21 protein-coding genes are annotated in these 22,087 nt (G+C 72.3%); 7 read left to right on the plus strand and 14 right to left on the minus strand.

Features of this window, described 5'->3' with window-relative positions:
• The first annotated feature begins 20 nt into the window (after positions 1-20).
• On the plus strand, positions 21-959 hold the full coding sequence (locus ACIRJR_RS27100) for an ROK family protein (protein ID WP_403785602.1): 939 nt from the start codon (positions 21-23) through the stop codon (positions 957-959).
• A gap of 29 nt (positions 960-988) precedes the next feature.
• On the opposite strand, the gene ACIRJR_RS27105 is transcribed toward ACIRJR_RS27100, so the two are convergent.
• Genes ACIRJR_RS27105 through ACIRJR_RS27125 form a run of 5 tightly spaced genes read right to left on the minus strand, consistent with a single transcriptional unit; the run spans position 989 to position 6,168 of the window.
• Positions 989-1,870 (minus strand): ATP-binding cassette domain-containing protein, encoded by an 882-nt coding sequence (locus ACIRJR_RS27105; RefSeq protein WP_403785225.1) that lies wholly within the window; start codon positions 1,868-1,870, stop codon positions 989-991.
• Complete coding sequence (locus ACIRJR_RS27110; RefSeq protein WP_403785227.1) at positions 1,867-2,688, minus strand: ATP-binding cassette domain-containing protein; 822 nt, start codon at positions 2,686-2,688, stop codon at positions 1,867-1,869. Before ACIRJR_RS27110 ends, ACIRJR_RS27105 begins: the two co-directional genes overlap by 4 nt.
• Positions 2,685-3,596, minus strand: coding sequence for an ABC transporter permease (locus tag ACIRJR_RS27115; protein WP_403785229.1), 912 nt, complete (start codon positions 3,594-3,596; stop codon positions 2,685-2,687). The genes ACIRJR_RS27110 and ACIRJR_RS27115 overlap by 4 nt, the downstream gene beginning before the upstream one ends.
• The gene (locus ACIRJR_RS27120) at positions 3,593-4,597 is read right to left on the minus strand and encodes an ABC transporter permease (protein ID WP_403785231.1); all 1,005 of its coding nucleotides are present in this window, start codon (positions 4,595-4,597) and stop codon (positions 3,593-3,595) included. The genes ACIRJR_RS27115 and ACIRJR_RS27120 overlap by 4 nt, the downstream gene beginning before the upstream one ends.
• Positions 4,594-6,168 (minus strand): ABC transporter substrate-binding protein, encoded by a 1,575-nt coding sequence (locus ACIRJR_RS27125; protein WP_403785234.1) that lies wholly within the window; start codon positions 6,166-6,168, stop codon positions 4,594-4,596. Before ACIRJR_RS27125 ends, ACIRJR_RS27120 begins: the two co-directional genes overlap by 4 nt.
• A gap of 123 nt (positions 6,169-6,291) precedes the next feature.
• Between ACIRJR_RS27125 and ACIRJR_RS27130 the strand changes: the two genes are divergently transcribed.
• From ACIRJR_RS27130 to ACIRJR_RS27150, 5 genes are all read left to right on the plus strand, one after another.
• Entirely contained in the window at positions 6,292-7,092 is an 801-nt protein-coding gene (locus tag ACIRJR_RS27130; RefSeq protein ID WP_403785236.1) for an IclR family transcriptional regulator, read from the plus strand.
• A 68-nt stretch (positions 7,093-7,160) separates the two neighbouring features.
• Entirely contained in the window at positions 7,161-8,162 is a 1,002-nt protein-coding gene (locus ACIRJR_RS27135; RefSeq protein ID WP_403785604.1) for a serine hydrolase domain-containing protein, read from the plus strand.
• Positions 8,163-8,308: 146 nt separating this feature from the next.
• A complete protein-coding gene (locus ACIRJR_RS27140; protein WP_403785238.1) occupies positions 8,309-9,253 on the plus strand; it encodes an ABC transporter ATP-binding protein in 945 nt (314 codons plus the stop codon).
• Positions 9,250-10,218, plus strand: coding sequence for an ABC transporter permease (locus ACIRJR_RS27145; RefSeq protein WP_403785240.1), 969 nt, complete (start codon positions 9,250-9,252; stop codon positions 10,216-10,218). Before ACIRJR_RS27140 ends, ACIRJR_RS27145 begins: the two co-directional genes overlap by 4 nt.
• A gap of 49 nt (positions 10,219-10,267) precedes the next feature.
• Positions 10,268-10,669 (plus strand): GntR family transcriptional regulator, encoded by a 402-nt coding sequence (locus ACIRJR_RS27150; RefSeq protein ID WP_403785607.1) that lies wholly within the window; start codon positions 10,268-10,270, stop codon positions 10,667-10,669.
• An 86-nt stretch (positions 10,670-10,755) separates the two neighbouring features.
• On the opposite strand, the gene ACIRJR_RS27155 is transcribed toward ACIRJR_RS27150, so the two are convergent.
• The 7 genes from ACIRJR_RS27155 to ACIRJR_RS27185 all read right to left on the minus strand — a co-directional run bounded on the left by ACIRJR_RS27155 (position 10,756) and on the right by ACIRJR_RS27185 (position 17,731).
• The gene (locus ACIRJR_RS27155; RefSeq protein WP_403785243.1) at positions 10,756-10,971 is read right to left on the minus strand and encodes an EF-hand domain-containing protein; all 216 of its coding nucleotides are present in this window, start codon (positions 10,969-10,971) and stop codon (positions 10,756-10,758) included.
• Positions 10,972-11,075: 104 nt separating this feature from the next.
• Positions 11,076-12,245: a beta-propeller fold lactonase family protein gene (locus ACIRJR_RS27160; RefSeq protein ID WP_403785245.1), complete on the minus strand. Its 1,170-nt coding sequence runs from the start codon at positions 12,243-12,245 to the stop codon at positions 11,076-11,078.
• Positions 12,245-13,060: a polysaccharide deacetylase family protein gene (locus ACIRJR_RS27165; RefSeq protein ID WP_403785247.1), complete on the minus strand. Its 816-nt coding sequence runs from the start codon at positions 13,058-13,060 to the stop codon at positions 12,245-12,247. Before ACIRJR_RS27165 ends, ACIRJR_RS27160 begins: the two co-directional genes overlap by 1 nt.
• A 385-nt stretch (positions 13,061-13,445) precedes the next feature.
• Entirely contained in the window at positions 13,446-13,961 is a 516-nt protein-coding gene (locus ACIRJR_RS27170) for an ATP-binding protein (RefSeq protein ID WP_403785250.1), read from the minus strand.
• Positions 13,962-14,212: 251 nt separating this feature from the next.
• On the minus strand, positions 14,213-14,980 hold the full coding sequence (locus tag ACIRJR_RS27175) for an enoyl-CoA hydratase/isomerase family protein (RefSeq protein ID WP_403785253.1): 768 nt from the start codon (positions 14,978-14,980) through the stop codon (positions 14,213-14,215).
• Between the two features lie 78 nt (positions 14,981-15,058).
• A complete protein-coding gene (locus ACIRJR_RS27180) occupies positions 15,059-16,309 on the minus strand; it encodes an Ig-like domain-containing protein (protein WP_403785255.1) in 1,251 nt (416 codons plus the stop codon).
• 204 nt (positions 16,310-16,513) lie between these two features.
• Positions 16,514-17,731, minus strand: coding sequence for an Ig-like domain-containing protein (locus tag ACIRJR_RS27185; protein WP_403785257.1), 1,218 nt, complete (start codon positions 17,729-17,731; stop codon positions 16,514-16,516).
• Positions 17,732-18,000: 269 nt separating this feature from the next.
• Between ACIRJR_RS27185 and glgX the strand changes: the two genes are divergently transcribed.
• Entirely contained in the window at positions 18,001-20,121 is a 2,121-nt protein-coding gene (gene glgX, locus ACIRJR_RS27190; RefSeq protein WP_403785610.1) for a glycogen debranching protein GlgX, read from the plus strand.
• Positions 20,122-20,130: 9 nt separating this feature from the next.
• Here the strand turns inward: glgX and ACIRJR_RS27195 are convergent, their stop codons facing one another.
• A complete protein-coding gene (locus tag ACIRJR_RS27195) occupies positions 20,131-20,787 on the minus strand; it encodes a response regulator (protein WP_403785259.1) in 657 nt (218 codons plus the stop codon).
• A gap of 22 nt (positions 20,788-20,809) precedes the next feature.
• Positions 20,810-22,063 carry a sensor histidine kinase gene (locus ACIRJR_RS27200; protein ID WP_403785261.1) on the minus strand — a complete coding sequence of 418 codons (1,254 nt, stop codon included), beginning with the start codon at positions 22,061-22,063 and terminating at the stop codon, positions 20,810-20,812.
• Between the last annotated feature and the right edge of the window lie 24 nt (positions 22,064-22,087).

The following is a 22,087-nucleotide window of genomic DNA, read 5'->3' on the forward strand; positions in this document are numbered from 1 at the left end:
TGGCCCATGAACGTTCTCCCTTGCGGTTGGTGCCGGATCCCTTGCCGGATCCGGTGGTGCGTCCGGTTCCCCGCACGCTGGGGGCTGTGGAACTGCTGCCCGGGCGGGTCCGGGCGGCGCTGCTCGACCGTTCGGGCTCCGTGCTGGAGCGGGCCGAGGCCGAGTTCGACGCGGCGTCCCCGCGTCCCGCCGGGGTCGACGAGGCGCTGGCACGGGTGGCGGCCGTCTTCGAGGGGCGCCGTCCGTCGGGGATCGGCGTCGCCGCGGCGGGGGTGATCGATCCGGCCGGGGGCCGGGTGATCGAGGTCGACGAGGCTCCGGCGCTGCGCGGCTACCGGGTGGCGGAGCGGCTGGAGGCGCTGACCGGGGCGCCGGTGCGCGTCGAGCACCGTGCGCGGGTCCAGGTGCTCGGCGACCGCTGGTTCGGGCCGGGCCGTGGACGGCGCTCCTTCGCGTCGGTGTCGACGGGCGAGGTGCTGGGGGTGGGCATCCTCTACGAGGGCGAGGTGCTGGCCCCGGAGGGCGGTCGCAGCGGCGCGCACATGACGGTGGCGGCCAGTGGTGAGCCCTGCACGTGCGGGCGCCGGGGCTGCTGGAAGGCGGTGGCCACCACGCGCTGGCTGCGCGGCCGGGCCGAGGCGCTGGGCCTGGGCGCCGAGGGTGCCTCGCTCGGTGGGCTGGTCGCGTCGCGTGACGAGGCGGCGCGGACCCTGGTGACGGAGTACGCGGAGAATCTGGTCCTGGGTCTCGCGACGGTGCAGCAGCTCTTCGCCTGCGGCCTCTTCGTCCTGCACGGCGAGGCCCGTGAGGGCGGGGAGCGGTTCCGGGCCCTGGTCGAGTCGCTGCTGCGCGCGGGCGCGCTGGGCGGCGGGGAGCTTCCCCGGGTGGTGGTGAGCGAGGCGGCCGTCGACGACGTCGCGCTGCTCGGCGGGGCGGGGCTCGTGCTGTCCGGACGGTAGGGGCGCGCGGGTCACCGGCGGGGCGGGGTTCATGCGGTGCGGCCGTGCGCGGGGTGCCGGCCGCCGTCCGCCACCGCGCCTTCGCCGGGGGCCGCGCTCCGGGTCCTGCGGGCCCTGGTCGGGTCGGGGACGGGGACGGCGTCGAGGAGCTGCCGTGTGTACGGGTGGGCGGGGGCGGTGAACACCTGCTGGGCGGTCCCCACCTCGACGAGGCTGCCCCTGCGCATGACGGCGACCCGGTCGGCGACCTGCTGGACGACGGCGAGGTTGTGGCTCACGAAGACGTAGGTGAGTCCGAGGCGCTGCTGGAGGTCGGCGAGCAGGTCGAGGACGCGGGCCTGGACGGAGACGTCGAGGGCGCTGGTGGGTTCGTCGAGGACCACGAGCCGGGGTTCGAGGCCGATGGCGCGGGCGATGGAGATGCGCTGGCGCTGGCCGCCGGAGAACTCGTGGGGGTAGCGGTCGAGGATCGTGTCGTCGAGTCCGACGGCGACGAGCAGCTCGCCGACGCGCTGCCGGGCGTAGGCACGCCCGCGCCGCCCCCGGGCCCTGGGGTCGTGGGTGACGAGGGGCTCGGCGACGATGTCGGCGATCCTCAGCCGCGGGTTCATGCTCGAGTAGGGGTCCTGGAGGACGACCTGCATCTGGCGGCGGACCGCGCGCATCGCGGCCGGGTCGAGGCCGGCGAGGTCGGTGCCGTCGAAGCGCACGGTGCCCGAGGTCGGTTCCAGGAGGCGCAGCAGCAGCCGGGTCAGGGTGGTCTTGCCGCAGCCGGACTCCCCCACCAGGGCGAGGGTCTCGCCCTCGCGGACGGTGAGGCTCACGTCGTCGACGGCGACGCTGCCGGGCCGGCCGCCGAACTCCTTGCGCAGCGCTTCGAGTTCGAGCAGAGGCGGAGCTGTGGCGGTCATCCGGCGGTCTCCAGTCGGGGTGTCGCGTCGAGCAGCTGGCGGGTGTAGGGGTCCTGGGGGCGGGCGAAGACGTCGTGGACGTCCCCGCTCTCGACGGCCTCACCGTGGTGCATGACGACGACGCGGTCGGCGGTCTCCGCGACGACGCCGAGGTCATGGGTGATGAGGACGACGGCCATGCCGTGCCGTTGCTGGAGCTGGACGAGCAGGTCGAGGATCTGGCGCTGCACGGTGACGTCGAGCGCCGTGGTCGGTTCGTCGGCGATGAGGACGCGGGGGCGGGCGACGAGCGCGGCGGCGATCATGACGCGCTGGCGGAGTCCGCCGGACAGCTCGTGGGGGTACTGGCGGTAGCGCCGTTCGGGGTCCGGGATGCCCACCTCGTCGAGGGCCGAGAGGGCGGCCGCCCGGGCTTCGGCCCGGCTGTGGGCACCATGGTGGCGGAGGACCTCGGCGACCTGGCTCCCGATGCGCTGCAGCGGATCGAGGCTGGTCATCGGGTCCTGGAAGATCATCGACAGCTCGGCGCCCCTGATCCGGCCCAGTTCGCGTTCGCTGCGGGTGAGGAGGTCCTCGCCGTCGAGGAGGATGTGGCCACCGGCGTAGACGCAGGGCGGTTCGGGGTTGAGGCGGAGTGCCGACAGGGCGGTCGCGGACTTGCCGCTGCCCGACTCACCGACGACGGCGAGGGTTTCTCCGGGCGCGACGGCGAAGCTGACGCCGCGGACCGCGTGGACGGTCGTGGTGGCGAGGCGGAAGTCGACGCGCAGGTCCTGGATCTCGAGGATCGGCGCCGCTGGGGCGGTGGAGGTCGTCATCGGCGGTAGGCCTTCGGGTCCGCGACGTCGCGCAGGGCGTCGCCGGTGATGTTGACGGCGAGTGAGGTGAGCATGAGGGCGACGCCGGGGAAGACGGCGACCCACCAGGAGGTGCCGAGGTAGAGCTGTCCGTCGGCGAGCATCGAGCCCCACGTCACGGTCTCCTTGGGGACACCGAGTCCGAGGTAGCTGAGCGAGGCCTCGGCGACGATGGCGGCGGCGACGTGGAGGGTGCCGATGGTGGCCAGCGGCGCCATCACGTTGGGCAGCAGGTGCCGGCGCATGATCGCGGCGTGGCCGACGCCGATGGCGTGGGCCTCGGTGACGAAGTCCCGGGAGCGCAGGGACAGCACCTCGGAGCGCACGACGCGGGCGTACGACACCCAGCCGGTCACGCCGAGGACGAGGATGACGTACCAGAGGCCCGAGCCGAGGAAGCCGACGATCGCGAGGGCGAGCAGGATCGCGGGGAACGCGAGCTGGACGTCGGCGACGCGCATGAGGACGCGGTCGGGCCAGCCGCCGAAGTAGCCGGAGGCGAGGCCGATCACGGTGCCGATGACGCCTGCGAGCAGGGCGGCGCCGGCGCCGACGAGCAGCGAGACCCGGGTGCCGTAGACGACACGGGAGAGCAGGTCGCGTCCGAGCTGGTCGGTGCCGAGGAGGTGGGCGGAGCTGCCGCCGTGCTGCCAGGCGGGCGGCCGGAGCCGGGCCAGCAGGTTCTGTGCGTTGGGGTCGGTGGGCGCGACGAGCGGGGCGAGGAGCGCGCAGATCACGACGAGGGCGAGGAAGGCGAGGGCGGCCACGGCGAGCCGGTTGCGCAGCAGCGTCCGCAGGGCGGCGCTCCGGTGCGAGGGGGCGGCGGGGGCGCGGTCGGCGGCGGGGGCCTGGGGGGCGGTGGTGGTCATCGAGAGGTCCTCACCCTCGGGTCGAGGAGGCTGTAGGAGAGGTCCACGAGCAGGTTGACCACGACGAAGGTGGCGGCGAACAGCAGCACGGTGGCCTGGACGAGGGGGAAGTCGCGGTTGGAGATGGCCTCGATGGTGAGCTGTCCGACTCCGGGCCAGGAGAAGACCTGTTCGGTGAGGATGGCGCCGCCGAGGAGGCTTCCGACTTCGAGGCCGACGACGGTGACGACGGGCAGGGAGGCGTTGCGCAGTCCGTGGGTGAGGACGACCTTGAGGGGTCCGAAGCCCTTGGCGCGCGCGGTGCGGATGTGGTCGGCGCTCAGTACGTCGATGAGGGAGGAGCGCAGGAGCCGGGCGACGACGGCGACGGAGTACACGGCGAGGGTCACCGCGGGCAGGACGAGGTTGGCGAAGGTCCCGTAGCCCGAGGCGGGCAGGGCGTGCAGGCCGACCGCGAAGACGAGGATCAGCAGGATGCCGATCCAGAACGGCGGGGTGGACTGGCCGAGCAGCACACCGGTCATGACGGTGCGGTCGGTCGCCCGGCCCCGGCGCATGGCGGCGAGGGTCCCGGCGGGCAGGGCCACGGCGAGGGTGACGGCGAGCGCCCCGGCGGCCAGGAGGAGGGTCGCGGGGATGCGGTCGGCGAGGACCGCGCGCACCGGCTGGTTGTAGAAGAGGGAGTCGCCGAAGTCGAGGCGGGGGATGCCCCACAGGTAGTCGAGGTACTGGGTGAGCAGCGGGCGGTCGAGGCCCAGGCCGTGGCGCAGGACGGCTTCCTGCTGGGCTGTGGCGTCCGGCGGCAGGAGGACCTTGACGGGGTCTCCGGAGAGCCGTACGAGGAAGAACGCGACGGTGGCGGTGCACAGCAGGACGAGCAGCGCGGTGCCGACGCGGGACGCCGCCGTGCGCAGGACGGGGAGCGCCGCGCGGCGGGGTGCGGCCGGACGTTCCGTGTCCTCGCCCCGAGCGGGGGCGGGAAGGGTCTGGAGCTCGCTCATCGGGAGACCTCCGCACCGGCCATGTCGAGGACGCCGGCGAATCCGGGGGTCCAGCGGGGCCTGGTGTTGCGGGCGTAGATGTTGTCGATCTGGAAGAGGGGCACGAAGGGCGCCTCCGTCCTGATGAGCCGCTGGAGGCCGGAGAAGGCCTTCTGCCGGGTCTCCGGGTCGACGGACAGCTCCTCGAGGTCGACGAGCCGGTCGGCTTCCTCGCTGTGCCAGCGGCTCTGGCGCCGGTCGCTGCGCACGTTGGACTGGATCATGCTCTCGCCGTCGAGGGTCCACACGGTGGACGCGGCCAGGTACATCGGGCCGAGCGCTCCGTGGTTGTCGGAGGTGAGGCGCTGCGCGTACGTGCCGGGGTCCAGCAGGTCGACCTCGGCGTGGACGCCGGCGCGGTCGAGGAGTCCGGCGATCGCCTCGGCGACGTTGGCGTCCAGGTTGGACGCGGTGAGGGTCGTGTGGATGCCGTCGGGGTGCCCGGCCTCTTCGAGCAGGGCGCGGGCCGTGGCGACGGAGCGGGTGAAGGGCTCGACGGCTTCGTCGAATCCGAAGGCGCCGCGCGGGATCATCGCCGGGACCTCGGTCGCCTTCCCGCCGAGGACGGCCTTGATGAGCAGGGGCACGTCGATCGCGTGGTTGAGCGCCTGGCGCACCCGGCGGTCCTGGAGCGGACCTGCCGTGAGGGTGTCCAGGGAGAGGTAGGAGGTGCGGATCCCGGTGTGGTGGTCGAGGCTGACGCCGGTGTAGCCGTCGAGCTGCTGGGCGCCGTCGGGGGTGAGTCCGGCGACGAGGTCCACTCCGCCGCTCTGGAGGGCGGCGAGCGCGGAGGACGGGTTCGGGGCCGGGGAGAAGACGAGTTCGTCGACGGCCGGCCTGCCCTGCCAGTGGTGTTCGTTCGCGCGGAGCCGGAGTTCGTGGTCGCGGCGCCAGCTCGCGAAGGTGAAGGGCCCGGTCCCGACGGGGCGGGCGGCGAACCCCTCGTCGCCGACCTCGGCGATGTAGCGGGGCGGGACGACGACGCCGCCGAAGAGGGACACCTTGTCGGGCAGGATCGGGTCGTGGACGGTGGTGTGGAGGTCCACGGTGAGCCGGTCGACGACGGTGACGCCCTCGACGTAACGCAGTTCCACGATGGGCGACTTGGTCGCGGGGTCGAGGAGGCGTTCGATGCTGAACCGCACGGCGGCGGCGTCGCAGACCTCGCCGTTGTGGAAGGTGACGCCGGGCCGCAGCCGAAAGCGCCAGACGCGCGGCGAGACGGCCTTCCAGGACAGGGCGAGGCGAGGGAGCAGGGTGTTGTCGCGGCCCCGCGCGGTGAGGGTGTCGAACATGTTGATCAGGGCGTTCATCGAGATCATGTCGCCCTGCTTCTGCGGGTCCATCGTCTTGGGGTCGCCCGTCTGGGAGACCCGCAGGACGTTGCCGGCGCCGGCCGCGGGGTCGGTGCCGCAGCCGGTGAGCAGGGCCGGCGCCGCGATCGCGGGGAGCACCGCGCTGCCGTACCGCAGGACCGTGCGGCGGGAGGGGCGACTGCGGTCCCCGATCCGCCCTCCACGTATTCGTTCCATTGAGCAACACATCCGTTCCGGCAGATGGAATGCAGTGGGGGTAAGCTAAGCGACATGGGGAATCCGGTCAATAGCCGTCCGAACGAGCAGCCGCCCACGGGTCGGGCTGTCGCACACTCCGTCATGGGCCCGGTGGACAAGGCGATGGAGGTCCTGTCCGCGCTGGTCGAGGCGGGCGCGCCGCACCGCCTGGCCGATCTGGCCCGCCGCACGGGGCTCGCCAAGCCCACCGTGCACCGGCTGCTGCGCGGCCTCTCGGACTCGGGCTTCGCCGAGCCCGCCGAAGGGGGCAGCTACCGGGCGGGGCCCCGCCTGCTGGGCCTGTCCGCGGCCGCGCTCGACAGCGGCACGGGACTGCGCACGATCAGGCCGGTGCTGGCCGAACTCCGCACCCGTACAGGGCTGCTGGCGCACTACGCCGTACGCGACGGGGACTTCGCGGTCTGCCTGGAGGTGTCGGAGCCGGCCCGGGAGTACGCCCTCGAGATGCGCCCGGGCTCCCGCACACCTCTGCCGCTCTCCGCCCCGGGACTCGCGATACTCACCACCCTTCCCGCCGCCGAGACCGAGCGGGCTCTGGCCGCCGCGGAGGCGGAGGGCCACCCGCTGCCCGTACCCGCCGAGGACCTGCGGGAGGAGATCGCCGCGGCGGCGGAGCGCGGCTACGCACTGGACGACCAGTACGAGCAGGAGGACCGGCGCGCGGTCGCCGCGGCGGTACGGGACGAGGAGGGCCGGACCGTCGGGGCCATCGTGCTCACCGGCCTCGCCTTCACCCTGGACCGGGCGGGCGCCGAGCTGTACGGCCCGATGGTCCGGGCCGCCGCACGCTCGGTCTCGGCCGGGCTGGGATCGGCCGGACGGACCCGGCTCGCGGTGGCCCGCGAGGGGCTGCCGGCCGGGGACGGGAGCGCGGACCTGTGAGCGGCGCGGCACGGACGGGCGTACAGGCGCACGGGGCGGCACCGACGGGCGGCGGCGGACGGGCCGCGATCCTGGCCGGGGGCAGGGACCGCCGCCTCTACTCGGGCGCGGCGTGGTCGACGGGCTCCGCGCAGGGCCCCACGGATCGCGGGTGGCTGGGCTCCAGGAGCTGGGACGGGGCAGAGCTGGACGGCACCGACCTGTGGGACCTCGCCTCCGTCACCAAGCCCGTCGTCGGCCTGGTCGTCATGGCACTCGCCGAGCGCGGAGCGCTGTCCCTGGCCGGCACGGTGGGGGAACTCCTCCCCCGCTACCGGGACACCGACAAGGCGGGTCTGACCGTCACCGGGCTCCTCGCCCACACCTCGGGCCTGCCCGGCGGGGTACCGATGTACCGCGACCACGGCACCCGGGAGTCCCTGCTCGCCGCCCTCGGCACACTGCCGCTGCCGTCCGCGCCCGGCACGCGGGTCACCTACTCCTCCCAGGGCTTCATGCTGCTCGGCCTGATCGCCGAACAGGCGGGCGGACAAGGGCTGGACGCCCTGGTGGCGGAGCTGGTGTGCGCGCCGCTGGGCCTGAAGGACACCGGCTTCGCGCCGGGCCCCGCGGACCGGGACCGCGCCGTCGCGACGGAGCGGTGCCCCTGGCGGGGCAGGACCGTCGTGGGCGAGGTGCACGACGAGAACGCCGTCGTGCTCGGCGGCATCGCGGGCCACGCGGGGCTGTTCGCCACGCTCGCCGACATGGAGCGGCTCGCCGTCTGCCTGGCGGGCGGGGCCCGTGAGCTGCTGCGCCCGGAGACCTTCGCCCTGATGACCGCCCCGCACACCGACGGACTGAACCTCCGCCGCGCCCTCGCCTGGCAGGGCCAGGACACGACAGGCTCCCCCGTCGGGCCGTCCTTCGGCCCGGCTTCGTACGGCCACACCGGTTTCACCGGGACGAGCGTCTGGGTCGACCCCGGGACCGCCCGTTACGCCGTGCTCCTCACCAACCGGGTCCATCCGACCCGGGAGGGCGACGGCATCACAGCCCTTCGCAGGGAGTTCCACTCCGCCCCGGAGTGAACCCCGGAGGGGACCACCGACGGAAGCACCCGGACTCCGGGGCTCGCCGCCTTCACGGCGCGGGCCCCGGAGTCCGTGCTTGACAGCCACACCTCCCGACAACCATGATTCCATTAATTGACTAATGGAATTGAGGCCGAGAACACGTGGCGAAGACGAGCGATCCGGGCCGCGGCCCGGACACCTGGGCCCTGGAGGTCCGTGGACTGGGGAAGCGCTACCGGCGCGGCTGGGCACTGCGCGACTGTTCCTTCCGGCTGCCGGCCGGTCGGATCTGCGGCCTGGTCGGCCCCAACGGGGCCGGGAAGAGCACCCTGCTGGGCCTGGCGTCCCGCCAGGTCGCCCCGACGGAGGGTGAGCTTCGCGTGTTCGGGGTGCCGGTGGACGACCCCCGGGTGATGCCGCGGTTCGCCTTCGTCGGGCAGGACAAGTCGATGTTCAAGCGCTTCACCGTGGGTGAGACGCTGCGGATGGGCGGCGAACTCAACCCGGGCTGGGACGCGGCGACGGCGGACCGCATCGTGCGCTCGGGCGCGGTGCCGATGAACGCCGCGGTGGGCACGCTCTCCGGCGGCCAGCGCACCAGGGTCGCCCTCGCGCTCGCCTTCGGCAAGCGGCCGGACATTCTGCTGCTCGACGAACCGATGGCGGATCTCGACCCGTTGGCCCGGGACGAGATGGGCGCCCTGCTCATGGCGGAGGCCGTCGGGCACGGCACCACGGTGGTGATGTCCTCGCACAATCTGGCCGAGCTGGAGGACATGTGCGACTACCTGCTGGTCCTCTCCGGCGGCCGGGTACGGATGGCCGGGGACGCCGACGCCCTCGTCCCCGCGCACGCCCTGGTGACCGGGGTGACGAGGGACGGGGATCTGCCCGCCTCCCTCTCCGTCCACACGGTGATCGAGAAGCGCGTCCAGGGACGGCAGTTCCGGGCGATGGTGCGGCCCAGCGGTCCGCTGTCAGGGGACTGGCAGGTGACCGAGCCCAGCCTGGAGGAAGTGCTGCTCGCGCATCTGCGCTCACCGGAGGCACCCGCGCTGTACACACCCGACGCGGGCATCGAGACCGAGGGGACCCGGACCGCATGAGCACCACCCTGACCGACACACCGACCGCCCGCACGGCCCGCCCGAGGCTGCTGCGCGGGCTGACCTGGCTGGTCCTGCGCCAGCACCGGGCCACCCTGTACTGCCTCCTGGCCCTGGTGGTGCTCGGCTCGCTCTGGATCGTCTACCAGCGCGCCCAGTTGAACGACCTGCTGGACGCCGCGGGCTGGCCCGCGAAGTCCGTGCCCCAGCCGGTGGTGGGCGAGGGCTACCGGAACCTGACCTCCCTGCTGGGCCTGCTGCCCGGCATCCTCGCCGTGTTCTTCGGCGCCCCGCTGATCGCCGCCGACCAGGAACAGGGCACCGCTCAGCTCGTCACCACGCAGTCCGTGACCCGCACCCGCTGGCTCGTCGCGAAGCTCGCCTGGTGCCTCCTGATCACGCTCGTGGCCTCCTCGGTGCTCTCCGCGGTCTTCACCTGGTGGTGGCGGCCCCACCGTTCGGTCCTTTCCAGCAGCTGGATGGACGCGTCGGCCTTCGACACCACGGGCCCCGTCCTCCCCGCGCTCGCCCTGTTCCTCACGGCGGCCGGCATCACGATCGGCGTCCTGCTGCGGCGGGTCCTCGCCTCCATGGTCGTCACCCTCGTCTTCTCCGTGGCCACCCAGGTCGCGTGGGGCGTGCTCCGGGACCACCTGGCGGCCACGCGCACGATCACGTATCCGCTGGACTCGGACTTCCCTGCCCGCCTCGGCGACGCCTACGAGGTGGACCGCTGGGTCGGGAGCGCCGACGGCCGGCTCTACGGGTGGGGCTCCTGCGCCGAGCAGACCGAGAGCGCCAGTAACGCGTGCATCCAGGAGAAGGGCATCGTCAACAACGTCGTCGAGTACCTGGGCTACGACCAGATGCCGGCCATGCAGTGGACCGGCGCCGGCATCCTGCTGGCCGGCGCCGCCGCGCTGACCGCGTTCACCCTGTGGTGGGCCTCCCGGCGTCCCCTGTAGGACAGCGGTCCACCCTCTACGTAAAGTGTCATCGATCGAGCGGAAGGTGATGTCCGTGGTCGTGTTCCGCATCGACCGGCGCAGCGGAGTGGCGACATATCTCCAGATCGTCCGGCAGGTCGAACAGGCCCTGCGGATGGGGGCGCTGGAGGAGGGCGACCGGCTGCCCACGGCCGCGCAGGTCGCCGCCACCACCAAGGTCAACCCGAACACGACGCTCAAGGCCTACCGCGAACTGGAGCGAGCGGGGCTCGCGGAGGTGCGCCAGGGAGCGGGGACCTTCATCACCCGCACCCTCTCCGAGCCGGGGTCGGGCCCCGAGTGGCCGCTGCGCACCGCGCTCGACGAATGGCTGCACCAGGCGCGCGACGAGGGCCTCGGCGCGGAGGAGGTCCAGGCCCTCTTCCGGGCCTCCTTCGAGGCCGCCTACCGCTCCGGCACGGAGAGCTGAGACCGGCCCCCGCGGGCCCTGCGGCCCGGACCCCGGCCGGACGGGCGGCGGGCACCCGCCCCGCGCCGATCGTGGTCCGGTGCGGGTCAGCCCTTGTTCTGCGAGGCCCAGAACTCGTCGAACGTGAGCTCGCCGTCGCCGTTGGCGTCGTGGGCGTTGATGACAGCCTGCGCCACCGTCTCGGTGACGTAGGGGTCTCCGAGCTGCGCCATCGCGCTCTTGTACTCGGCGGCCGTGATGCTGCCGTCGCTGTTCTGGTCGAAGCGCTCGAATGCCTTGCGTGCCGACTCGATGTCCGCCACTGTTCCGCCCCTTCGTTGAGCATTGATGACGGGGTCAGATTATCGGGCAGCACGGACGGCGGATCCGGCGGGCGGCGGCAGGCCCGCAGGTCCCCGGGCCGCCGTCAGCGGAAGACGCCGGTGTGGCCGAGGGAGTAGCGGCCCGCCTGCGGATAGACGGCGAGCCCGTGCGGGCCGCTGCCGACCGGGATCCTGGCGAGTTCCTCGCCGCTGGTCGTGTCGATGGCGTACACCTCGGCGTCGTAGCGCCCTGAGAGCCAGAGCACCTTGCCGTCGGCCGAGACTCCGCCCATGTCGGGGCTTCCTCCGCCGGGGAGGTGCCACTTCTTGGTGAGCTTCCTCCGGGCGAAGTCGAAGACCGATACGGAGCCCTCGCCGCGGTTGGAGACGTACATCTCCCGGGAGTCCCTGCTGACGTAGAGGCCGTGGGCGCCCTTGCCCGTCGGCAGCAGCTCCGGGGTGGTGAACGCCTTGCCGTCGAGGACCCACATGCCGTGCGCCGCCATGTCGGCGATGTAGAAGGTCGTGCCGTCCGGGGAGAGCTTCACGTCCTGCGGCATCGCGCCCCGCAGCGGCAGCTTCTGCTGCCCGACGACCTTCATCTTCTCCGTGTCGACCTTGAGCAGGTCGCCGGAGAACTCGCAGGAGACGATGAAGTACCGCCCGTCCGCCGAGAAGTCAGCGTGGTTGACCCCCGCGCAGTCCACCGGCACGGTCCTGGCGATCTTCATCGTCCTCGGGTCGCGGAAGACCAGCTCCCGGTCCATCGAGGCCATCACCACGGCGTATCTTCCGTTCGGGGTGAAGTAGAGGTTGTACGGGTCGGAGACGTCGAGCGTCCGCCCGGTCTTCCCGGTGGCCGGGTCGATGGCGGTGAGGCTGTCGCCCAGGTCGTTGTTGACCCAGAGCGTTCTCAGGTCCCAGGACGGCACGACGTGCTGCGGCTGGTTGCCGACCGGCACGGTCTCGATGACCTTGTACGTCGCCGGGTCGATCACCGACACGGTGTTGGAGTTGGTGTTGGGGACGTAGACCCGGGAGGGGAAGTCCTTGACGGCCGGGGCGAGTCTCCCCGCGTGGTCCGCCGCGTAGACGTCCCGGGCGTCGAGCACGGGAGGCATCCCCGGCAGCCCGGGCGGGGGCGCCGGGCGGTCGGGCAGACCGGCCGCCTCGGTACGGGACGGCTCGGGCCGGGAGTGGCCGGCGGGTGTGCCGCAGGCGGCGAGCGCGGCGACGAGCAGAGCGGCGGCGAGGGCGCGCGAGGAGGGAGGCATCAGGTCAACAGCTCCGTGGTGGTCACCGCGCGCAGTTGGCGCCGGTCGATCTCGGTGAGGAGGAGGGGCAGTGCGCCGACGGTGTCCCGGTAGCCGAAGTGCAGGCTGACCACGGAGCCGTTGCGGAGTTCACCGGCGACCTTGCGGGTGACGGCCGCCACCCCGGGGGACGTGAAGTCGAGGGAGTCCACGTCGTAGGACAGGACGTGCGGGTAGCCGGCCCGGCGTGCCAGCGCCTGGACGAGAGGGGTGGCGTACTGCGCGCGGGAGGGCCGGAACCATGTGCCGGGCGACCCCGTGAGCCGGCGCAGGCGCCGTGCGCAGGCGGCGATCTCCTCGTACGCCCGTGTCTCGTCCATCGCGTTGATGTCGAGGTGGCTCTGGGTGTGGTTGCCGAGCTCGTGGCCGCCGCCGAGGATCCGCCGTGCCATGCCCGGGTGCCGGTCGAGCCAGCTGCCGACGGCCAGGACGGTGAGCCGGGCGCCCGCCCGCTCGGCCGCGGCGAGGACGGCGCCGGCCAGATCGGGGTCCCCCTGGCCGTGGAAGGTGAGGGCGACGCGGGGGCGGTTCCGGGGCCCGTGCGCGATCTGGACCGGCAGGCCGGGGAAGCGGCGCGGCGCGGCGGCCGGGCGGGCCGCGCCGTGTGCCTTCCCGGGGTCGGCGGGTCCCCCGGCGCTCCTGGAGGTCCGCGATTCCGGGGCCGACGGGAGGCCGTTCTCCGGCGCGCAGCCCGCGGCGGACGCGCCGGCCAGGAGAGCGCCCGCCGCCGTCCGCAGGGCGCCGCGACGGGACACCGGTGCCCTGCGACCGTTCATGGCCGTCCACCTCGCGGGTCGGTCGGGTGCTGGTTCCCCGAGACTCGGGACACAGTAGGACGAAACGGTCCGGGTGAGCAGAACATGTGAAGAGATACGGCCGCGGAGTGCTCAATGAATCACTCGACGGAGGCATTAAATGCACAGAGAATGCCAGGTAAGTGACCCATCGCACCTTTGATTCGGAACCCGAATGCTGCGATTCACGCCATATTGCCCGTTTAGCGGCTTTGGCTCCGGAGTCGCCCGTCTGCCATAGTCGGGAGCACGACCTCCTCCGACCCGAGCCAGGTCCCCCGCGCGGCCGTGGACACACCCCCCATTCCACGGCCCCCTCAGAAGCCCCCGACGCGCCGCACCCCGGCCGACCGGGGGTTTCTGCGTGTCAGCGGTCCGTGGTGCGCATCTCGAACCAGGTGGTCTTCCCGACGGGTAAGAGGTCCACGCCCCACCGGTCGGAGAGCTTGTCGACCAGGAAGAGCCCCCGCCCGCTGACGTCCGTCTCACGGACGGGCATCAGGCACGGCAGGCCGCGCGAGGGATCGCGCACCTCGACGCGGACCCAGCCGCGGCGGCGCAGCATCCGCAAGCCGAAGACCCGCGCGCCGGTGTGCCGCACCGCGTTGCCCACGAGCTCGGAGACCAGTAGCACTCCGTATTCGGCGGTCTGCGGCGGAAGCTGCCACTGACGCAGCATCACGCACGAGGTGATCCGGCGGGCCGTCGCGGCCGACTCCGGACGGGAGGGCAGCCGGACTTCCCCCTCCGTCGGATTACCGAACAACTCCAGCGCCTTGAAAGCCTGTTCGTCCTCGACGCCAGACGTCCAGCGCGCCGCCGTCGCGCCACCGCGCGGTCGCGGCTGTTCCACACCCTCCAGGCCCGCCATGCTCACCATCATGGCCTCACAGAACGCTCTCCGTGACCGTTCCCGCAGAATCCCCTTCCCGGAACCAGTCATTCCGGGCCGGTTCTCCGGCATATGCCAGAGGCAGAACAGGAGCCCGCACAGCCGCAGCCACCTGCGGTGACGGCGAAAGGCCGGGTAATTGCACGAGCGGAACGGGCGCCGGACCTTAAGGCTCTCTTAAGGTCCGACTGATCCGCCCGCACGGATGAACGCGCGCTCACGCGTACGCGACTCACGCTCGGTCAGAGGAATTCGGCCTTGCCCGGCCCCTCCTCCACGAAGCTGCGCATGCCGCGCTCCCGGTCCTCGGTGGCGAACAGGCCCGCGAACAGGTTCCGCTCGATCGTCAGCCCGGTGTCGATGTCCGTCTCCAGCCCGGCGTCCACGGCCTCCTTGGCGGCCCGCAGTGCGAGCGCCGGCCCCTTGGCCAGCTGGGCGGCCCAGGCGTGCGCCCGCTCGTACACCTCGGCGGCGGGGACCACACGGTCCACGAGGCCGATCGCCAGCGCCTCCGGGGCCTTCACCTGACGGCCCGTGAAGATGAGGTCCTTGGCCCTGGCCGGGCCCACCAGCCGGGCCAGGCGCTGGGTGCCGCCCGCGCCGGGGATGAGCCCCAGGAGGATCTCCGGCTGTCCGAGCTTCGCGTTCTCCGCGGCGATCCTGAAGTCGGCGCAGAGCGCCAGCTCGCAGCCGCCGCCCAGGGCGTAGCCGGTGACGGCCGCGACCACGGGCTTGGGGATGCGCGCCACCGCGGTGAAGGAGTCCTGCAGGGCCCTGGACCGCACCACCATCGCGGTGTGGTCCATCGCCTGCATCTCCTTGATGTCCGCGCCCGCCGCGAACACCCTCTCGCCTCCGTAGAGGATCACCGCCCGCACGTCGTCGCGCCGGCCGGCCTCCTCGGCGAGCTCACGCAGCCGGTCCTGGACCGCGACGTCCAGGGCGTTCATGGGCGGGCGGTCCAGCCGGATCGTGCCGACGTTGTCGCTCACTTCAAGGGTTACGGTCATGGGAGGCAGGTTAACCGCGGCTAACGCCGAGGGCCCGGTGCCGTTGGTCACAGCGCCGGGCCCTCGGTACGGCCGGACCTACGCGGTCCACTCCGACCAGTCCATGTTCCAGCCGTTGAGGCCGTTGTCCGGCTGGATCACCTTGTCCTCGGAGTTCTTCACGATGACGACGTCACCGATCAGGGAGTTGTCGAAGAGCCAGGCGGCCGGGGTCTTGCTGTCCCAGGCGCCGCGCACGTCCCGCAGACCGACGCAGCCGTGGCTGGTGTTGGTCGTCCCGAAGATGCCCGATCCGCCCCAGTAGTTGCCGTGGATGAAGGTGCCCGAGGTCGACAGGCGCATCGCGTGCGGCACGTCCTTGATGTCGTACTCGCCGCCGAAGCCGACGGTGTCACCGTTCATCCGGGTCACCTTGAGCTTCTCGCTGATGACCATCTGACCGTTGTACGTGGTCGTGGCCGGAGCGCCGGCGGAGATCGGGATGTCCTTGATCTGCTTGCCGTCCCGGACGACCTTCATCCGGTGGGAGCTCGCGTCGACGGTGGAGACCTGGCTGCGGCCGATGGTGAACTTCACGGACTTGGCCTGCTTGCCGTAGACCCCCGGCCGCCCCTCGACACCGTCGAGGTCGAGGCGCACGGTCACCTTCGTGCCCGCCGCCCAGTAGTCCTCGGGGCGGAAGTCGAGGCGGTCGTTGCCGAACCAGTGGGGCTCGATCTCCACTGCGGGCTCGGCCGTCACGCTGATCGCCTTCTCGACGGCCTCCGGGTCGGTGATGCCACGGGTGAAGTGGATCGACACCGGCATGCCCACACCTACGGTCGAGCCGTCCTCGGGCGTGTACTGACCGATGAAGGTGTTCTGCGGGACCAGCGTGGTGAAGCTGGTGTCCTTCGCCGACTGACGCCCCTTCCCGTCCTTGGCGACCGCGTGCACCGTGTACTTGGTCGCGGCGGCCAGGTGGCGGTCGGGCACCCAGCTCAGGCCGTCCTTCGCTATCGCGCCCTCGACCTCGCGGCCCTTGGGGTCGGAGACCTTCACCGTGCTCAGCCGGCCGTCGGCCGCCGTGACCTTCAGCGCCCCGCTGGTCGCCACGTCGTCGGCACCGTCCTTGGGCGCGATGGTCACCACCGCCTGCGAGGCGCTGGTGTCGTCGGTCTTCGCACCCGCCCTCTTGCCGTCCTTCTCGGCAGCGGCTCCACTGCCGCCGCACGCGGTCACCAGCAGCAGCAGCGCGCCCAGTGCCAGTGCGGAGAGTCCGCGGGCCCGGAGCCCGCGCCGTTCCCCGCCGGTGCCGGCCCATGCCCCCGATATCGGCTGCCCGTTCAATGTGGTCGTCTCCCCTCGCACGGCCTGGCCCCGCCATGGCCCGCACTCCCGCACGCTGTACATGCGTGCCCGGCGCAAGATAATCACACCGCGCGTGAGGAGAACTCCCCCGGAATGTCACCGTTCCGTCCCAAGTCGGCCTGGGCCGCCCTCCGGTGGTCCCGGAGGCGGTGCCTCCGGGACCTTCGCAGGTCGGAACGGGAGTCAGCGCAGGGCCGAACCAGCCTTCCACTGCGGCCAGCCGAGGTTCCAGCCGCTGAGGCCGTTGTCCGGAGCGACGGTGCCGTCGGCGGAGTTGATCACCTGGACCACGTCGCCCACGAGCGTCCGCTCGAAGAACCATCCGGCCGGTGTGTCCGAACTGCCTCCCTTCACGTCGCGGAGGCCGATGCAGCCGTGACTGGTGTTCTCGGAACCGAAGATGTCCGGGGACTCCCAGTAGTTGCCGTGCAGGAAGGTGCCGGACTTCGTCAGCCGGATGGCGTGGGGGACGTCCTTGATGTCGTACTCCCCGCCGAAGCCGACGGTGCTGCCGTCCATGCGGGTCACGTCGTGCAGCTCCGAGACCACCATCTTCCCGTTGTACGTGGTCGTCTTCTCGGCGCCCGCCGTGATCGGCACACTGCTGACGACCTCGCCGTCACGGCGCACCTCCATGGTGTGCGCCGCGGCGTCCACCACGGACGTCTGGGAGCGGCCCACCCGGAAGGTCACCTTCTTCCGCTGGCTGCCGTACACCCCCGGTGCCCCCTCCACGTCGCGCAGGGCCACGTCGACGGTCACCTCGGTACCCGGCTCCCAGTAGTCGGCGGGGCGGAAGTCGAGGCGGTCCTTGCCGAACCAGTGGCCGGCCACCTCGACCTCGGGCTCCGTGGTGATCCTGATGGCCCTCTCCACCTCGGCCCGGCGGGTCACGGGCCGGTTGAAGTCGAAGGAGACGATCATGCCGGTGCCCACGGTGGACCGGTTCTCCGGCTTGAAGTAGCCGATGAAGCGGTCCTTGGGGACGAGCGTGGTGAAGGAGGTGCTGCGGGCCGAGCGACGGCCGTCGCCGTCGACGGCGACGGCCTCCACGCTGTACTTCCCGGCCAGCCCGAGCCGGTACCCGTCCCGGGGCTCCCACGAACGGCCGTCCTCGGCGATCCGGCCCGGCACCTCCTGGTGTTCCGCGTCCTGCGTCCGCGTCACCCTCACCCGCTCCAGCCGGCCGTCGGGGACGGTCACCTCCAGCCGGCCGGCCGCCCCGACGTTCTCGGCACCGTCCTGGGGGACGATCCGGATGGCGTCCCCGGGTGAACGGTCGTCCCCGAAGAACGACGTCGTCCCGGTGCAGCCGGTCAGTACGGCCGCCGCGGTGAACAGTCCTGCCCATGTCAGCACGGCGGCCGAACCGGCCCGCGCTCTCTTCGCTACGTGGTTCACGCTCCCCCAACGACACCGCCGCTCCGGGGAAACGTGAGTGCGGGGCTCCCGGTGGGCAGAACAGAGGGGAGGACACCGCCAGGAAGGCCGCGGCCGGGACGCCGCGTACTCCTCCCTACGGGTGGCCGCTCCTACGAGCCGCAGGAGGCTGAGAGGTGTCGAGCACAGCCGAGCAGGAGGAAACGCCGCGTACGACGGGGCGGATGGTGGCGAGCGGACCGGCCTTCAGGGACGAGCCCGACAAACCACCCGTATGGCCGGGTGCCCCGATGCCGCTGGGAGCCCGCTACCGCGTCGGACCGGACGGTGTCGCGGGCACCAACTTCGCCCTCTGGGCGGGCGGGGCGGAGGCCGTCGAGCTCTGCCTCTTCGACGAGCACGGCACCGAGACCCGGCTGCCGCTCACCGAGCTGACTCACGAGATCTGGCACGGCTTCGTCCCCGGCGTACCTCCGGGACAGCGGTACGGCTACCGGGTGCACGGCCGCTGGGACCCCTGGACCGGTGCCCGCTGGAACGCGGCGAAGCTCCTCCTCGATCCGTACGCCCGTGCGGTGGACGGCTCGTTCACCCTGCCGCCCGAGGTGTACGGCCATGTGCGGGACTGGCCCGAGCAGCACGTCGCCGACACCGTGCGCGACGACCGGGACTCCGCGCCGTACGTCCCCAAGGCGGTCGTCGTGCACGACGACGACGACTGGGCGGAGGACCGCAGGCCCAAGACACCCTGGGCGGACTCCGTCATCTACGAACTGCACGTGCGCGGATTCACCAAGCTGCACCCGGACATCCCGCCGGAGCTGCGCGGCACCTACGCCGGGCTCGCCCACCCCGCCGCGATCGGCCACCTGCGCCGCCTCGGCGTCACGGCGGTCGAGCTGCTCCCGGTCCACCAGTTCGCGCACGAGGACCATCTGCTGCGGCGCGGTCTGCACAACTACTGGGGCTACAACTCGATCGGGTACTTCGCCCCGCACGCCGACTACGCGGCGAGCGGTACGACGGGGGGCCAGGTCGGCGAGTTCAAGCAGATGGTGCGCGCCCTGCACGACGCCGGGATCGAGGTGATCCTCGACGTGGTCTACAACCACACGGCGGAGGCCGGGGAGCTCGGTCCGATGCTGTCCCTGCGCGGGATCGACAACCGGGGCTACTACCGCCTCCAGCAGGACCCCCGCCGCTACGCGGACTACACCGGCTGCGGCAACACCCTGCACGTGGTGCAGCCACAGGTCCTGAGGCTGATCACGGACTCGCTGCGCTACTGGGTGACGGAGATGGGGGTCGACGGCTTCCGCTTCGACCTGGCGGCGGCGCTCGCCCGCTCGATGCACGACGTCGACATGCTCTCCCCCTTCCTCGCGGTGATCGCCCAGGACCCCGTCCTGCGCAGGGTGAAGCTGATCGCCGAGCCGTGGGACGTCGGCAACGGCGGCTACCAGGTGGGGGCGTTCCCGCCGCTGTGGACCGAGTGGAACGACCGCTACCGCGACGCCGTACGCGACTTCTGGCGAGGCGCACTCCCGGACGTACGCGACATCGGCTACCGGCTGACGGGATCGAGCGACCTGTACGCCTGGGGCGGCAGGCGCCCGTACGCCTCGGTCAACTTCGTCACCGCGCACGACGGATTCACCCTGCGCGACCTGGTCAGCTACGAGCACAAGCACAACGAGGCCAACGGAGAGGGCAACCGCGACGGCACGAACGACAACCGTTCCTGGAACTGCGGTGCGGAGGGCGAGACCGACGACGCGGACGTCGACGCGCTGAGGGGCCGGCAGCTGCGCAACCTCCTGACCACACTGCTCCTGTCGACCGGGGTGCCGATGCTGGTGGCGGGCGACGAGATGGGCCGCACGCAGGGCGGCAACAACAACGCCTACTGCCAGGACAACGAGGTCAGCTGGCTGGACTGGTCGCTCCTGGAGGACCCACGGTGGCGCGGGCTGACCGAGCTGACCGCCCGGGTGCTGGCCCTGCGCCACCGGCATCCGGTGCTGCGGCGGCGTGCCTTCTTCGCCGGGACCCCGCAGGCCCCGGACGGACTGCGGGACCTGGCGTGGTTCACCGCGCAGGGGACGGAGATGACGGAGGGCGACTGGTACGCCCCGGCGGCGACGCTCGGCCTCTACCTCTCCGGGCGCGACATCCCGGGGCGGGACGCACGGGGCGGGCAGATCACCGACGACAGCTTCCTTGCCGTCCTGCACGCGGACCACCGGCCCTGCGCCGTCCGGCTCCCGGGCCCGCCCTGGGCCCAGTCCTACGAACTGGTGCTGGACACCTCGCGCGAGGACCAGTCCGAGGCCCCCGGCACACTCCACCCGGGCGGCACGGAACTCACCGTGGAGGGACGGTCGCTGCTGCTCCTGCGGGTGGTCGAGTGAGCCACGGGGTCAGCCGAGGATGCCCCGCTCGTAGCCGGCGGCGACGGCGGCAGCCCGGTCCTTCGCACCCAGCTTGGCGAAGACATGGGTGAGGTGGGTCTTCACCGTCGCCTCGCTGATGAACAGTTCGGCGGCGATCTCCCGGTTCGAGGTTCCCCGGGCGACGAGCCGGAGCACCTCGCGCTCGCGCCCGGACAGCGGCTCGCGGGCGGGCGCGGCCGGGGCGCGCACCCGCGAGATGAGGCGGGAGGCCACGGCGGGCGACAGCACGGCGCGGCCGTCCGCCGCCGCGCGCACGGCGGTGAAGAGCTCCTCGCGGGGAGCGTCCTTGAGCAGGTATCCGGTCGCGCCCGCCTCGATGGCGGGCAGCGTGTCGGAGTCGGTGTCGTACGTGGTGAGGACGAGCACCCTGGACCGGACGCCGAGCCGGGTCAGTTCGGCGATGGCGGCCACACCCCCGCCGCCGGGCATCCGCAGGTCCATCAGGACGACGTCGGGGTCCAGCCGGGACGTGAGCTCCACGGCGGCCACCCCGTCCGCGGCCTCACCGAGCACCTCGAAGCCGGAGGCCGAGGCGAACATCCCGCGCAGACCGTCCCGTACGACGGGGTGGTCGTCGACGAGGAGAAGAGTGATGACGCGCGCGGTTCTCGGGGCATCGGTCATATCGGCCCCAGGTTACGTGGCATCAGGTGCGTCGGACCAGCGGCACCCGGGCGGAGACCGCCGTGCCCTGGCCGGGTTCCGTCTCGACCTCCACCGTGCCCGCGATCCGTTCGGCGCGGGCGCGCATCCCGCCTAGGCCGAAACCGCCCGTGCCGCTGTGCGGGGGGAGGACGAGCGGGTCGAAGCCGCAGCCGTCGTCGCGTATGTCCAGGGTGATCTCGTCACCCATGTACGAGAGGGTGACTCCGGCCCGGGTCGCCCCGGCGTGCCGGGCCGCGTTGGCAAGGGCTTCCTCCGCGATGCGGAGCAGCGTGGCGCCCACCTCGTCGTGGAGCGGCTCGACCGTGCCGGTGACCGTGAACTCCGCGCGTACGGCGGTACGTTCCGCCCACCCGGACACCGTCTTCTTCAGCGCACCGGGCAGGTCGTCCTCCTCCAGTGCGGCGGGCACCAGGTTGTGCACGGAGCGGCGCGCCTCGCCGAGGCTGTGCCGGGCGAGGGCCGCCGCACGGTCGAGGTGCTCCCGGGCCACGGCGGGATCGGGGGCGGAGGTGCCGGCCTGGAGCTGGGCGATGATCCCGGTCAGGCCCTGTGCGAGGGTGTCGTGGATCTCGGCGGCGAGCCGGCGCCGCTCGTCGGCGACGCCGGCCTCCCGTGCCTGAAGCAGGAGTTGGGCGTGCAGGGTGGCGTTCTCGGCGAGGGCCTGTTCCAGCCGGGTGTTGGCGAGTTCCAGCGCGGAGATGGTCTCGGTCTGGCGTCTGGCCTTCGCTGCCTCACGGGCGTCCAGGTCGCCGAAGAGGGAGGCCAGTGCCGCGTGCAACGCGAAGAGGGCGATGAAAGCCGCCCAGTTGACGAGGGATACCGGCGGCATCCCGCTGCCTGACTGGGAGCCGGCCATCGTGGCGGCGGTGAACAGGAGTCCGGCGCGGACGAAGCGTTTCGGCAGAAGGATGCCCACGTCGAAGTAGCCGAGGATGGCGTAGATGGAGAAGAACGGGTTGCACCAGCAGAGCGCGAAGCCTGTCGCGGACCGTAGGACGTAGTAGACCCGGCCGGACCGCGACCCCGTCGGCAGACGGGGCCGGGACCGGTTCCACCACACCTGGAGGGCCCAGGCCGCGGCAGCCATGCCTCCCGCCGCGTACATCTGGGTCCGGGACATTCCGACAAGACCCGCGGAGAGCCAGGCCATCAGGAGGGCCAGGCCGAGCATCGCGTGCGGGCCGTACCGGTGGAACTGTTCTCTCCGCTGCTCCGCCGTCGTGCCGCCACTCATGGTGTCCCCTCCGCCCGGTGCCCT

The sequence above is a fragment of the Streptomyces sp. NPDC102402 genome, from assembly GCF_044765765.1.
Lineage (GTDB): Bacteria > Actinomycetota > Actinomycetes > Streptomycetales > Streptomycetaceae > Streptomyces.